Raw genomic sequence first — 12,924 nt, 5'->3', positions numbered from 1 at the left:
GCCGCGACCGGCGTCGCCCCGACCGGACGTTCCGCGACGGGACCGACATTCCCGTCGGGGAGGGGACGGTCACCGTCGTCGACGCGCCCGGTCACGCGCCAGAACACGTCGCTCTCCAGACGCCGGACGGCATCCTCTGTGGCGACGCGGCCGTCGCCGAGGGGAGCGTCGTCGTCGGCGCGCCCGAGGGCGATCTGCGGGCGTATCTCACCACGCTCCGACGGCTCTACGCCCGCGACCCGGACCGGTTGTTCCCCGCTCACGGGCCGGTCGTCGACGCGCCCCGGACGGTCCTCGCGCGATTGCTCGCCCACCGACTCGACCGCGAACGGCGCGTCCTCGCGGCCGTCGAGGCCGGGGCCGACACCGTCGACGCCGTCCTCGACGCGGCCTACGAGAAGGACCTGACCGGCGTCGAGGACCTCGCCCGCGCGACGGTCCGGGCACACCTCGAAAAACTCGCCGTCGAGGGTCGGGTCCACGTCGACGGCGACCTCGTTCGTCCCTGAAGCCCTTTTGTCCGTCAGGCCCGTTGGAGCGGTATGGACTCACTGGAGGCCGAACTCGACCGGGCGCGGGCCCTCGACGTCGGTGAACTGGCCGACGCCATCGAGACCATCGGTTTCGAGTGTACCCGCTGTGGGGCCTGTTGCAAGGCCGAGACCTGCGGCGAGGACGAGGCCGACCCGCACACGGCGACGGTGTTCCCCGACGAGATACGCCGGTTGCAGGACGCCGGCGACTACGACTTCCGGGACGTGGCCCGGCCGATGCCGTACGGGTTGGACGACGACGGCGAGGGCGAGACGTTCGAGTGGGCGCTGGCGACCGACGGCTGTGGCGACTGCACCTTCTACGCCGAGGACGACGACGGCACCGGGGCCTGCACGGTCCACGGCGACCGGCCGCTGATCTGTCGGACCTACCCCTTCTCGGTCGCGCTGGGCGGAACCAGCCAGCCGATGGGCGAGGCTGTTGATGAGGCGGGGATGGTCCGCGCCCACGAGTGTGAGGGCCTCGGGCGGGACATCTCCCGGGAAGACGCCGAGGACCTCGCGGCCGCCCTCAAAGAGCGGGCGGTCCGGGAACTACAGGAGGCAATCGGCGTCCGGGACAACTACGATCCGGTCGAGGGGGAGACGGTCGTCTACGACTCGGAGGGACCGAAGCGGCCCGACGGGACGCCGTACTGACGCCGCGGCCGGGGCGGCACGCGAAAACCGCCGCGCGAGTCGAGTTCGCCCTACGATACTGCCGTCGCCGATAGGTTCTTTGTGGAGGACTGCGACGCCGTGAACGGAGGTCTACCCTTGGAAATCTCAGATAAACTCCTGTGTCTGTTCAGTGCGGACGTGACAGTCGAGGACGACCGCTACGTCGTCGAGGTACCGCGGCGCGAGATAGAGACCGGATCGGTGGGGGCCGGCGAGACCTATCGGGTCGCGCTGATCGCTGCCGACGAGGAGGAGGAGGAAGCGGAGACGGCGTCGACGACCGGATCCCCCTCCGAGCCACAACCGCCCGTCGAGACCAACGAGGTCCGGTACGTCGAGATAGAGGACATCGGCAAACAGGGCGACGGCATCGCACGCGTCGAGCGCGGCTACGTCATCATCGTCCCCGGCGCGGACATCGGCGACCGCGTCAAAGTCGAGATCACCGAGGTCAAGTCCAACTTCGCCGTGGGCGAGATCATCGAGGCCGACGTTTGATAGTGTCTCCTGCCGGTTGTTTCGGCATCGACCGCCCGATTTCGTCCTGCGGAGTGGCACGACGCAGGGCTCGGGAGGCGAACAGCGTGCGCCTCCCGGTGGGCGGGCGCACCGGTACACGGCGATAAGAAACTGTCACGACGCCCGGGCGTTCTTCGGGGACCGGGTGCGGGCGTGTTAGGCGGCTGTACCAACGGCACCGCTGTCGCTCTCCTCCCGGGGGTGTCACGCGGTCGGCGGCGGCCGAAACCGCACGACTGCGGCGTGTTAATCGACTGTACCAAACCCACTATACGTGTCTCGTCCGTCGGGGATAGTATGAGCGCGACAGCACCCGTCGCTGGTGGGGCGACACTCACCGACAAACAACAGCGCATCCTCACGTACCTCAGGGACAACGCCGACAGCCAGACGTACTTCAAATCGCGGCTCATCGGCGAGGAACTGGATATGTCCGCGAAGGAAGTGGGGACGAACATGACCGCGTTGCAGGAGGGGAACTTCGACGTCGACGTCGAGAAGTGGGGCTACTCCTCCTCGACGACGTGGATGGTCACGGCCTGACTCGGAAGTGGCCTCACGAGTCAATAGTTGAAGACACACTCGTGCTCCCGTTCTAGCCAGCACCCATTTATTGGGCTATTGGCTATCACCCAATATTTTATATTGTTTAGAGCCGTATCTGATTGTAGGAATGGCCGATGGTGATGTCGTTATCGACTCCGAACACTCGTTTCCAGACGGTAGCCGGGTTCGAATATTCGCAGTCGAGAGTTCGACGTACCCCGGTGGAGTCAACTATCGGTTTCAGTACTACGACCCCACCACCGGCAACGAGTTCCTTCGGTACGACAATTCACAGGTTGAAACGCACGGTGCTGGTCATCACCATCGCCACGAGTGGACCGGGGACGGAGAACAGATCTCGGGGCTCGAGTTCACAGACCTCGAAACCCATCTCGCACAATTTCGTACCGAACTGACCGAACTGCGGTGATCACAGATGGCAACTGACAATGCACACGAACTGGCCGCGCAGGGTGCGGAGAACTACCCGGAGACGCTCCGAATTACCGTCGAGGACGTCGATCAGATGTTCGACGATGCTATCGAGCAACTCGACGAGGACAGCCCGACAGACGAAGCCGTCCGATCGTTCGAACAGATCGGGGACATTCGAGCGCTACTCACCGATCGGCGGGTCGAAGTTATGCGTACGATTATGAATCAGGATCCCGACAGTATCAGCGATCTCGCCGATCAGCTTGATCGAAACTACTCTGATATCCACGCCGATGTCGAAGTACTTGCCAACCATCATATCGTGTACTTCGAGACTGAGGGGCAGCGAAAACGACCAGTCATACCCTACGAGCGCATTCGACTCGATGTCGAGGTTGCCGCCGACGTGACGGACAGTCGGGCTCACGCCTGAGTGATGACCTGCTCTCCTTCTCGACGATACTTCAACACTTGTATTCAGACGTCTTCGGTCAATCGTTCCTTCACGAGGGGGAGTTTGTCATTGAGTTCCTGATATAATTCTTCCTCCCCAATGTACGGCTCGGATTTATCGACGAAATATTCCATCTTTTTGAGGAGATTCGTTCGCAGTTCTTCCGAGCCCCCCATCCCGTAGTAATCACTGTTATCTAGGATGTCCGCAGCCTTGACAACCACCGCACTTCGTCCCAGTTCGAAGCACCTGTTGTAAATATCGTAGTGCCGTTCGAGATAGTCGTCGATGTCTTCATCGAAACTAGTTGCTTTCACGATATTTGCAATATCGTTTCCGAACTTCGAACGTATCGCTTCGGATGTGATGTCCGTATCCTCTAGTAGGTCGTGAAGGAGTCCAGAGATAACGATCCGTTTTTGATAATCTCTGTCGTATAGATCCATTCCAACTCTTATACTGTGGAGAATCACTGGCTTCGGGTTATCTCCCGACGATTCGAACGAATGAACCAGATATCGGATCGCTCGCTCGATCTCCTCATCTTCCCCTAAATCTCTCATCCCTCTGAATAGAGAGCAGATGCCCTATCAAGTTTTTCTGACTTGAACTGGCCGAGATTCCTGAACTGTACGACCCAACGCACTACTACCCACTCATCGAATGGTTCGGACGATTCAGGGTGGGTATGTCTTCTCGGACCTGCTATACTCACCCTCTGCATCTCGCACGTCAACTGGCACCAATATCATCAACCAGAGTACTGTCCCCTCAGCGCCTCCGATACCCTACGATCCGACACCCACTCTCAGGCAAACTCGATCAACTCGTCGGCGTCGGCAGCGAACGCGACGGCGTCGGCGCCGAACGAATCGGCGTACCGCACCAAAAGCAGGAGTATCGTCGCCGGTTCGACGAGGCTGTATCCGTCCTCCCGCGAGAGGAGGCCGGCCGTCTCCAAGTCGGCGGCGTAACTGCTGACGGTCGGTCGGGAGACGCCCAGCGACTCGGCGATGTCGCTACCGGTGGCGGCCGCGTCCGACAACAGCGCGATGATCATCCCGCGGGCCGTCTCCCGGCGGAGGTACGACAGCGCCGTGCGCTCGAACTCGCTGAACTGGCCGGCCGGGACGTACCGCCGGTAGTCGCCGTCCTTGTAGCTCTCGACCCGGCCGGCGTCGATAAGTCGCCGGAGGTGGTGTTGGGTCTCGCCGGTACCGAGTTTCAGGTCGTCGCGTAGCTTCGAGAAGTGTGCGCCCGGTGTCCGGGTGAGGTACCCGGCGATGGCGTCGCGGGCGTCGGACTCGGAGGGTGCCTCCTCGTCGGCCTCGGCCGAACCGGCGAACCGAGTGAACGAGCCAGCGGTCCCGACCGCCGCGAACCGACGCAGGGTCTCTCGCTTGCTCTCGTCCACCCCCTCGTCACTCATTACCCATCGGTAGGCGACCGAGCAGTAAAATAACTTCGCTTGAGAGGGGTCCGCGACGCCTCAGTTCGACTGTTTGTCCGTGCCGTCCGGGTTCTTGTCGGCTTCGTTGAACTGCTCGGAACCGGGCATCTCGGCGTCCATCTCGTCGATGACGTCGTCCGGGTCCTTGATGTCGGTGCCGTCGGCACCCTGTTTGACCGCCTGGGCCTCCTGTTCCATCTCCTCGACGTCGACGTCGGCCTCCTGGTCTATCTGGCCGAGTATCTCCTCGATGTCGTCGAGGCCGAGCATCTCGCGGGTCTCGGCGTCGAAGTCCAGTCCCTCGAGTTCGTGGCCGTTGGCCTTGGTGTCGCTCCCGGTGAGGTGTTTGCCGTAGCGGCCGACCAGCGAGGTCAACTCTTGGGGGAGGACGAACTTCGTCGACTCGCCCTTGCCGATCTCCTCTAAGGTTTCCATCCCGCGTTCGATGACGGCGCGCTCGCCCATCGACTCGGCGGATTTCGCCCGTAGCACGGTCGAGATGGCGTCACCCTGCGCTTCGAGGATCTGGCTCTGTTTTTCACCTTGGGCGCGGATGATGTTGGACTGTTTCTCACCCTGTGCCTCCTCGACGGCGGAGCGTCGTTCACCTTGGGCCTCCAGAATCATCGCGCGGCGGCGACGCTCGGCGGAGGTCTGTTGCTCCATGGCCTGCTGGACGTCCTTGGAGGGGTTCACTTCGCGGACCTCGACGGACTCGACGCGGACACCCCACTCGTCGGTGGGTTCGTCGAGTTCCTTCCGGATGCGGGCGTTGATCTCTTGGCGCTTGTTCAGCGTGTCGTCCAGTTCCATGTCGCCCAGCACGGCACGGAGGGTCGTCTGGGCGAGGTTCGAGACGGCGCGCTTGTAGTCGTCGACCTGCAGGAACGCCTTCTTGGCGTCCATCACCTTGATGTAGACGACGGCGTCGGCGGTGACTGGCGAGTTGTCGCGGGTGATCGCTTCCTGACGCGGAACGTCCAGCGTCTGGGTCCGCATGTCGAAACTGTACGTCCGGGAGACGAACGGCGGGACGAACGCGATACCCGGTTCGAGGAGACGGCGGTACTCCCCGAGGACGGTCAGCGCTTTCTTCTCGGTGGCGTCCGTGATGACGACCATCTGCCAGACGACGGCGACGGCTATCGCGAGGACGACGAGCCCCACGAGCGTGAGCCCATCACCCAACTGTAGCGGGAACACTGGTACCATACCGTTGACCCTTCGGGTGTCCGAACAAAAAGTGTTCGGTGACGTTCACACTCCAGTTGACAGGTCAGACGGGATCGAGGTCGCGTTCGGCCTCGTCCTCGGGGTTCTCCTCGCGTTCGCGGGCGAGTTCGCGGTCTATCTCGTCCTCGTCGAGTTGCTCGAAGTTCTGGACGGTGAGGACGTTGCCGCCGCCGGGGTCGACGACGATTATCTCGGTCCCCTCGGGAATCTCCTCGTCGACCGAGCGGGCCTGGAAGTTCGGGTTGAACCCGCCTTCGTCCAGTTTGACCTGCCCGTCGCGGGTCGTCACTCGCTCGGTGACGACGCCGGTCTTCCCGCGGAGCGTGTCCGAGTCGCTCGTCTGTGCGGTGCCTTTGCCGCCGTAGAAGTCGAACTGGCGGTAGCCAAACAGCGTCACGCCGCCGAAGATGACGACCGACGCGGCCAACACCAACAGTGTCCCGACGAACCCTACCGACGCGGGGAGGGCGAGGCCGACGAGTCCCGCACCGAGGAGGGCGACGCCGAGGACGATGAAGTGCGCACCGGGAACGAACGCCTCGGCGACGACTAGCCCGGCGCCGAGGAGGGTGAGCAGCATCGACAGGTCGAACCCGAGCACGTCTACCATACCCCGACGTTCGGCCGCGGCGGGGATAATCCTTCGGTCCAGCGACACGCCCGTACGATTAAGAAACCGGCTGCACAACGTCGGTGTATGCACGTCATCGTCCACGGTGGGGCGGGGCGGCGGTGGGATGCGCCGGCGGAACGGGAGCGGACACTACGGAAGGCTGCCGACCGGGGTGTGGCGGCCGCGTCGCCGGTCGACGCCGTCGTGGCGGCGATAAAGTGGCTGGAGTCGGCCCCGCGGTTCAACGCCGGTGTCGGCGGGGCCGTCCAGAGCGACGGCACCGTCAGGACCGACGCGGGCATTATGACCGGCGGCGGGTCGGCGGGCGCGGCCTGTTCGATGGCCGGTGTCGAACACGCCGTCGAAGTGGCCCGGGTCGTGATGGCCTCGACGCCGCACGTCCTCGTCGCCGGCGACCACGCGGTTGAGCTGGCGGCCTCGTTCGGCATCGACACCAGAGTCGACCTCTGGACCGAGCGGACGCGCCAGCGCTGGGCGGACGCCGACCCGCCGACCACGTCCGTCGACGACCAGTTGTCGTGGGTCCGCGAGCGGTTCGGGGAGGACCACGACACCGTCGGTGCGGTGGCCGCCGACGGGGAGCGCGTGGCCGCGGCCACCTCGACCGGCGGCCGGTGGTTCGCCCTCGCCGGTCGCGTGGGCGACAGCCCACAGATCGGATCGGGCTTTACGCCTCGCCCGCGGGCGGCGCGAGCGTCACCGGTGCGGGGGAGGCAATCGCCCGCCGGACCGTCGCCCGGACGGCCGTCGACTACCTCGAAGACGGCGCGGACCCACAGACCGCCGCCGACCGGGCGCTGTCGGAGTTCGCGGCCGCGACCGACAGCGAGGCCGGTCTCGTCGTGATGGACGCCGAGGGCGAGGCCGGCAGCGCATACAACAGCGAGGCGATGCAGACCGCTGTGGTCGACGCCTGATCGACCGCAACGGTTTCGGCCACGGACCCTGAAGCAGTCGGTATGAGTGACGTGGACCTCACGGACGAACAGTACGAGAAGTGCCGCGAGGCGGGCGAAATACTCGCGCAGGTGCGCGACGAGGCCGCGGACAGACTGGAAGTCGGAACCGGCTATCTGGAGATATCCGAGTGGGCCGAGGACCGCATCCGCGAGTTGGGCGGCCGCCCCGCGTTCCCGGTCAACGTCAGCGTCGACAACGAGGCCGCACACGGCGCGGCGGGCCCCGACGACGCCCGGACTATCGGCGAGGAGATGGTGAAACTCGACATCGGCGTCACTATCGACGGGTGGCTCGCTGATACGGCCGTGACCGTCGACTTCAGTGGAACGGCCGACCTCGTCGAGGCGGCCGAGGAGGCCCTAGACGCCGCCATCGAGATGGCGGGTCCGGGCGTCGAGACCGGCGAGATAGGCGCCGAGATCGAGTCCGTCATCGACGGCTACGGCTACAATCCCGTCGTCAACCTCACGGGCCACGGACTGGGCCACTACGAACAGCACACGACGCCGAACATCCCCAACCGCGCCGTCGAGCAGTCCCAAGAGCTATCGGTCGGCGATGTCGTCGCCATCGAACCGTTCGCGACCGACGGCGGCGGCAAGGTCAGCGAGGGCGGGACCGAGGAGATATACGCCTTAGAGAGTGAGGGGTCGGTCCGAAACCGTGAGGCCCGGCAGGCCCTCCAGCAGATCACCGAGGAGTTCAAGACGCTGCCCTTTGCCCGCCGGTGGCTGGACGTTTCCCGGTCGGAACTGGCGCTGCGACGGCTGAAACGGCAGGGTATCGTCCACGGCTATCCGGTCCTGCAGGAGGAGGAAGGACGGCTCGTCAGCCAGCGCGAACACACGCTCATCGTGACCGAGGACGGCTGTGAAGTGACGACGCGGACCTGACGGTCGCCGTCGGGTGAGTCGAACGGAAAAGGGGGGTGGGATCCAGAGCGCAGGCGGTGAGAGTTGGGTGGGTGTTGGGTGGGTGTTGGGTGAGTCACACCGCCGTGCGTGACAGCTCAGGCGTTGTTCATGCGAACGGCCGTACTTTCGCCGCATCGCTGACACTCACTGACGCGGTACGGCTCGCGGGAGAACGCCGCGTTCTCCTCGCCGTCGCTCTCAGTGATGATCTGCAGTGAGACGCTGTGGGCCGTCTCGCAATCACAGGCCGAACAGTGTTCCAGTCGTTCGTTCGCCCTGCTGTCTGTGGCTGCCATCCCACTCTCTCCTACCAGCGGGGAGAGCATAAAAAGGGCCAACCGTTGAGGACTGTTTAGGCGATAATCGCCGGACGATAGTCGTATTCGGGTTTTGTGGGCACAAAACCGGTTAGACTGTTCAAAACAGTCTTTCCACCCGTCTCTGTCGGCCGGACTACGAAACGGCCGAAATATTTATAAGTGCAACCGGCCGCCAACATCTTTGCCCGGGGGCGACCCAACGGACGGTATGGATCAGATCTTCGCGCCGTGGCGCATCGAGTGGATCGAACGGCCCGAGAAGAACCCGGATATCGACTCGTGTGTCTTCTGTGAGTTGCCCGAGAAGGGTGCCGACCGCGAGCAGTTGATCGTCGCCCGCAGCGACCACGCGTTCGTCCTCCTCAACAACTACCCGTACAATCCCGGCCACGTGATGGTGATACCGCACGTCCACACGGGCGAGTACACCGACCTTGACGACGCGGTGTTGCTCGACCACGCCCGCCTGAAACAGCGGACGTTCGACGCGCTGACGGCCGCGTTCGATCCGGACGGATTCAACGCGGGGCTGAACCTCGGCGGCGGTGCGGCCGGCGGGTCCATCGACGACCACCTCCACACGCACGTCGTCCCGCGGTGGGAGGGCGACAGCAACTTTATGGCGACCATCGCCGACACGCAGGTCATCGTCGAGGCCGTCGAGGACACGTACGACCGCCTGCACGAGCCTTCGGCGAGCAGGCAGGTGCGACGGTCCGCGGCGAGGACCGCGCGGTCGCCTTCGCGTTCGACGGCTCCGAAGCGACTTAGTAGGGCCTCGCGTAGGGGTGGGATATGGACGAGCGTCGCCGAGTGATCCGACGCGTCGGGGTCGTGATCCTCGGTGCCAACCTCCTGCTGGCGGTCGCGAAGGGGGCGGTCTGGTACTCCACGGGGAGCCTCGCCGTTCAGTCCGAGGCGATAAACAGCCTCGCGGACACCGTCTACAGCCTCGTCACCGTCGCCGGCCTCTATCTGACGACACAGCCGCCGGACTTCGAACACCCCCACGGCCACGAACGGATCGAGCCGTTCGTCTCGCTGTTCGTCGCCGTCGGTGTCTTCGCCGCCGGTGGCTTCGTCGCCTACCGGGCGGTCACTTCCCTGCTCTCGGGGGCAGTCGGTCCGTCGGGCGGCCTCGCCGCGATGGCCGTCCTCGCCGGGTCAATCGCGGCGAAACTCGGCCTGTACTACTACTGCAAGCGCGCCGGCAACCGGTACAACTCGCCGGCGCTGGTCGCGACGGCGCTCGACAACCGCGCGGACGTGCTGACCGCCGGCGCGGCCCTGATCGGCGTCGCCGGCGCCAGCGCCGGGTATCCCCTCGCCGATCCGCTGGCCGCGGTCGTGGTCGCCGTCGGCATCCTCTACACAGGCGTCGAGATCGTGCGGGACAACGTCAACTACCTCGTCGGCGCGGCCCCGCCAGAGGACCTCCGGGCGGAGATCATCACGCGTGCGCTGGCCCACCCCGCGGTCGAGGGCGCACACGACGTCATCGCCCACTACGTCGGGCCGGAGATAGACGTCAGCCTCCACATCGAGGTCGAAGGGGACCTGACCCTGAGGGAGGCCCACCGCATCGAGACGGAGGTCATCCGGGCTCTACAGGCGATACCGGCGGTCGACGACGTGTTCGTCCACGTGGACCCGAAGGAACTCGGTGAGTGGAAACGCGACGAGGAAGTCGACCGTCTGGCGAGTTACGACGCGGACGCGGAGTCGTTCAGTCGGCGACGCTCTTGACCGGCGTCTCCATCGCCGGATGACAGCGCGCACAGAGCCACCGTACCTCGCGGTGGGTCATCGACTCCCCGTACTCTCTGTGTCTCCATACTTCGACCGCCTCTCTGCCGCAGTTCTCACAGGTCGTCATCAGTGATCACACTCCGTGGTATATGTTGTCAACATACACGTACCGCTACTAATAGATTGCGCTGGCGTCGAAATCCGCGTGTTACACTCCCGCGCGGCGGTAGACGGGCCGAAAGTTAAAACTGGGTGGCGACGGTTTTGGACGTATGACAGATATGGCACAACGGATCCACGAACTGGACGCGACCGTCCGGGTCGGGAAAAACGGCGTCGACGCCGTCGTCGACGAACTGAACGATCAACTCGCCGACGCCGACTTAGTCAAGGTGAAGTTCCTCCGCGCGGCCCGGGGTGGGACCTCGACGGAGGAACTGGCGGCGGAGTTGGCCGACCGGGTCAACGCCGATGTGGTCGAGACGCGGGGGCACACCGGGGTGTTCCAGCGGTGATCCCGCTACAGGCCACGCCGGCGAACGGCATCGTCGCGGACTTCCTCGCCGACGTCGGCATCCCGACGAACTGGGCCAACCCCATCGGTTCGGCCATCACGTTCGTCGTCGTCCTCCTCGCCCTGTACTACGTCGGCAAGACAGTACTCATGCCGGTCGTCCGGCGCAGCCTCGACCGGCGGGGGCTCGACCGCCACGCGTCGGTTCCACTTCAGCGACTCGCACGCATCCTCATCGGGTTCGTCGCCATCGCCCTGGCGTTCAGTTTCGCCGGCTTCGGCAACATTCTGAGTTCGCTGGCGACCATCGGCGCCGCGGCGACGCTTGCCATCGGCTTCGCCCTGCAGGACGTGTTGAAAAACTTCGTCGCCGGCATCTTCATCTTCACCGACAAGCCGTTCCGGATCGACGACTGGATCGAGTTCGACGGCAACGAGGGCGTCGTCGAGGACATCAGCCTCCGTGTCACCCGCGTTCGGACGTTCGACAACGAACTCCTGACAGTCCCGAACTCGGTGCTGACCGACGGCGTGATCAAAAACCCTGTCGCCAAAGAGCAACTCCGACTGCAGTTCCTGTTCGGTATCGGCTACGACGACGACATCGACAAGGCGACCGACATCATCATCGAGGAGGCCGAGGCCCACGACGGCATCCTTGAGGACCCGGCGCCGACGGTGCGACTGACCGAACTCGGCGACTCCTCGGTCGGGCTGAAGTCACGGTTCTGGATCGCCCAGCCCAAGCGGTCGGACTTCGTGAAGGTCCGCGGCGAGTACGTCAAGTCGGTCAAAGAGCGCTTCGACGAGGAGGGCATCGACATCCCCTACCCCAACCGGACGCTCTCTGGATCGCTCGACGTCAGCGGCTACGAGGCCGTCGCCGACGACTAACCTTCGAACACCTTGTCGATCTTTTTCGCGACGGTGCCCGGATAGCCCCGCGATTCTGTCTCCGTCTCGACGACGACGCCGTACTGGAACAGCGCGACCGTCAACCCGATACTAAAGCCCAGCACGAGGCCGAAGACGTAGCCCTCTGCGAAGGCACTGATCAACGCGAACGCCACGGCCGAGACAAGGACGAACGCTCCGAGGCCACCGATCTGATAGTACGTGTATCGCTCCATAGCTCCCCCACTCACCTATATGTCTTGTGGCCACGGACAAAAAACCACGCGTCTGGATACCGCTCGCTCTCGGTTCGGAAATCGGTATGAATGGAACGGACGGCCGGGGTTGCCCGGCGTTCGAACACGGATAGGCCCGCGCACCTCCTCCACCCCGCGACCCGACGAGCGGCAGGTGTCCGCGAGTCCGCTGCTCGCTTCCGCGCCTGGCGGGGTGCCCGCGACCAACCACGACGGCTCACCCCTGCAGGTGAGACGGCGTGGACCGCTGCCCCCGTCGGACGAGGCTTCCACGTTGGCTTGCGGGGTCCGTGTCCGTCTGACCGGACGCCCCCGGTGTTCGGCCCCCGCTAAAGACCATAGTGCGGGAGTACGAGCGGGGCCTAACCGCCCGACCTAGTCCGATTTGATTGTACCCCGCCGGTACTTAAGGACCTTTCGTCTCCGCTACAGCAGCCGGAGGCTCCGGGCGTACCACAGCGCCGACAGCGGCATCCCGATGGTCACGGCGGCCAGCGCTATCGGGTGGTCAGACAGCGCCGAGACGGTGAGGACGTCGACCCTGACCGTCAGCGCCCAGACGGCGGTGGCGGCCGTCGCGAACGCCCCCAGCGCCAGCCGCGACCCCCGCGGCCGTCGCCGGGTCGGTCCGTCCGGTCCGGCCCGCCGCCAGCACGACGATGGACAACAGCGCGAACAGCCCCGCGACCAGCGGATTGAGGTCGCCGGCGTCGTAGTACAGCGTCACCTCCGCCGGGTCCGCGAACGCGAACGGCACGACCAGTACGATCAGGACCAGCACGCTCGCACCGATTCCGACCACCGGGACGTAGCGACGTGGCTCGGCCATAC

The 12,924-nt window shown here is 64.7% G+C and carries 16 protein-coding genes, 1 other RNA gene and 4 pseudogenes; 12 read left to right on the top strand and 9 right to left on the bottom strand.

Annotated features, from left to right (window positions below):
* The 6 genes and pseudogenes from GJ629_RS16205 to GJ629_RS09875 form a co-directional block, all read left to right on the top strand.
* Positions 1 to 509: pseudogene (locus GJ629_RS16205) on the top strand (MBL fold metallo-hydrolase); the annotation flags it as partial.
* A gap of 33 nt (positions 510 to 542) precedes the next feature.
* Positions 543 to 1,193 carry a YkgJ family cysteine cluster protein gene (locus tag GJ629_RS09895; protein ID WP_157512815.1) on the top strand — a complete coding sequence of 217 codons (651 nt, stop codon included), beginning with the start codon at positions 543 to 545 and terminating at the stop codon, positions 1,191 to 1,193.
* A gap of 117 nt (positions 1,194 to 1,310) precedes the next feature.
* Positions 1,311 to 1,712: a TRAM domain-containing protein gene (locus GJ629_RS09890; protein WP_157512814.1), complete on the top strand. Its 402-nt coding sequence runs from the start codon at positions 1,311 to 1,313 to the stop codon at positions 1,710 to 1,712.
* 318 nt (positions 1,713 to 2,030) lie between these two features.
* Positions 2,031 to 2,276 carry a hypothetical protein gene (locus GJ629_RS09885; RefSeq protein ID WP_157512813.1) on the top strand — a complete coding sequence of 82 codons (246 nt, stop codon included), beginning with the start codon at positions 2,031 to 2,033 and terminating at the stop codon, positions 2,274 to 2,276.
* A gap of 130 nt (positions 2,277 to 2,406) precedes the next feature.
* Positions 2,407 to 2,709 (top strand): DUF6516 family protein, encoded by a 303-nt coding sequence (locus tag GJ629_RS17090; RefSeq protein ID WP_157512812.1) that lies wholly within the window; start codon positions 2,407 to 2,409, stop codon positions 2,707 to 2,709.
* Positions 2,710 to 2,715: 6 nt separating this feature from the next.
* Positions 2,716 to 3,147 (top strand): hypothetical protein, encoded by a 432-nt coding sequence (locus GJ629_RS09875; protein ID WP_157512811.1) that lies wholly within the window; start codon positions 2,716 to 2,718, stop codon positions 3,145 to 3,147.
* Positions 3,148 to 3,191: 44 nt separating this feature from the next.
* Here GJ629_RS09875 and GJ629_RS09870 read toward each other — a convergent pair whose 3' ends face one another.
* The 4 genes from GJ629_RS09870 to GJ629_RS09855 all read right to left on the bottom strand — a co-directional run bounded on the left by GJ629_RS09870 (position 3,192) and on the right by GJ629_RS09855 (position 6,461).
* The gene (locus GJ629_RS09870) at positions 3,192 to 3,731 is read right to left on the bottom strand and encodes an HD domain-containing protein (RefSeq protein ID WP_157512810.1); all 540 of its coding nucleotides are present in this window, start codon (positions 3,729 to 3,731) and stop codon (positions 3,192 to 3,194) included.
* Between the two features lie 245 nt (positions 3,732 to 3,976).
* Positions 3,977 to 4,597, bottom strand: a complete 621-nt coding sequence (locus tag GJ629_RS09865; RefSeq protein ID WP_157512809.1) for an ArsR family transcriptional regulator — start codon at positions 4,595 to 4,597, stop codon at positions 3,977 to 3,979.
* A 60-nt stretch (positions 4,598 to 4,657) separates the two neighbouring features.
* Positions 4,658 to 5,830, bottom strand: coding sequence for an SPFH domain-containing protein (locus GJ629_RS09860; protein ID WP_157512808.1), 1,173 nt, complete (start codon positions 5,828 to 5,830; stop codon positions 4,658 to 4,660).
* A gap of 64 nt (positions 5,831 to 5,894) precedes the next feature.
* A complete protein-coding gene (locus tag GJ629_RS09855) occupies positions 5,895 to 6,461 on the bottom strand; it encodes an NfeD family protein (RefSeq protein WP_157512807.1) in 567 nt (188 codons plus the stop codon).
* Between the two features lie 87 nt (positions 6,462 to 6,548).
* Between GJ629_RS09855 and GJ629_RS09850 the strand changes: the two are divergent.
* Together GJ629_RS09850 and map are read left to right on the top strand one after the other, a co-directional pair.
* A pseudogene (locus tag GJ629_RS09850) lies at positions 6,549 to 7,402 on the top strand (isoaspartyl peptidase/L-asparaginase).
* A gap of 42 nt (positions 7,403 to 7,444) precedes the next feature.
* Positions 7,445 to 8,338, top strand: a complete 894-nt coding sequence (map, locus tag GJ629_RS09845) for a type II methionyl aminopeptidase (protein WP_157512806.1) — start codon at positions 7,445 to 7,447, stop codon at positions 8,336 to 8,338.
* 116 nt (positions 8,339 to 8,454) lie between these two features.
* Here the strand turns inward: map and GJ629_RS09840 are convergent, their stop codons facing one another.
* Positions 8,455 to 8,655, bottom strand: coding sequence for a hypothetical protein (locus GJ629_RS09840; protein ID WP_157512805.1), 201 nt, complete (start codon positions 8,653 to 8,655; stop codon positions 8,455 to 8,457).
* Between the two features lie 232 nt (positions 8,656 to 8,887).
* On the opposite strand from GJ629_RS09840, the pseudogene GJ629_RS09835 reads away from it, so the two are divergent.
* Together GJ629_RS09835 and GJ629_RS09830 are read left to right on the top strand one after the other, a co-directional pair.
* A pseudogene (locus tag GJ629_RS09835) lies at positions 8,888 to 9,450 on the top strand (HIT family protein).
* A gap of 24 nt (positions 9,451 to 9,474) precedes the next feature.
* Positions 9,475 to 10,425 carry a cation diffusion facilitator family transporter gene (locus GJ629_RS09830; RefSeq protein WP_157512803.1) on the top strand — a complete coding sequence of 317 codons (951 nt, stop codon included), beginning with the start codon at positions 9,475 to 9,477 and terminating at the stop codon, positions 10,423 to 10,425.
* Here the strand turns inward: GJ629_RS09830 and GJ629_RS09825 are convergent.
* Positions 10,406 to 10,555: a hypothetical protein gene (locus GJ629_RS09825; protein ID WP_157512802.1), complete on the bottom strand. Its 150-nt coding sequence runs from the start codon at positions 10,553 to 10,555 to the stop codon at positions 10,406 to 10,408. The two genes, GJ629_RS09830 and GJ629_RS09825, sit on opposite strands and share 20 nt — an antisense overlap.
* A gap of 145 nt (positions 10,556 to 10,700) precedes the next feature.
* On the opposite strand from GJ629_RS09825, the gene GJ629_RS09820 reads away from it, so the two are divergent.
* Together GJ629_RS09820 and GJ629_RS09815 are read left to right on the top strand one after the other, a co-directional pair.
* Positions 10,701 to 10,943 (top strand): YhbY family RNA-binding protein, encoded by a 243-nt coding sequence (locus GJ629_RS09820; protein WP_157512801.1) that lies wholly within the window; start codon positions 10,701 to 10,703, stop codon positions 10,941 to 10,943.
* Positions 10,940 to 11,836 (top strand): mechanosensitive ion channel family protein, encoded by an 897-nt coding sequence (locus tag GJ629_RS09815; RefSeq protein WP_370515856.1) that lies wholly within the window; start codon positions 10,940 to 10,942, stop codon positions 11,834 to 11,836. Before GJ629_RS09820 ends, GJ629_RS09815 begins: the two co-directional genes overlap by 4 nt.
* Here GJ629_RS09815 and GJ629_RS09810 read toward each other — a convergent pair.
* The 3 genes and pseudogenes from GJ629_RS09810 to GJ629_RS16200 all read right to left on the bottom strand — a co-directional run.
* Positions 11,833 to 12,072 (bottom strand): hypothetical protein, encoded by a 240-nt coding sequence (locus GJ629_RS09810; RefSeq protein ID WP_157512800.1) that lies wholly within the window; start codon positions 12,070 to 12,072, stop codon positions 11,833 to 11,835. The genes GJ629_RS09815 and GJ629_RS09810 overlap by 4 nt on opposite strands.
* 93 nt (positions 12,073 to 12,165) lie before the next feature.
* Positions 12,166 to 12,479: signal recognition particle sRNA (gene ffs / locus GJ629_RS09805), an RNA gene on the bottom strand.
* Between the two features lie 122 nt (positions 12,480 to 12,601).
* A pseudogene (locus tag GJ629_RS16200) lies at positions 12,602 to 12,924 on the bottom strand (hypothetical protein); the annotation flags it as partial.

Source organism: Halapricum sp. CBA1109 (assembly GCF_009741825.1).
Lineage (GTDB): Archaea > Halobacteriota > Halobacteria > Halobacteriales > Haloarculaceae > Halapricum.
Note: the sequence above shows the minus strand (reverse complement) of the source record. Positions and strands in the feature narration are given on the sequence as shown.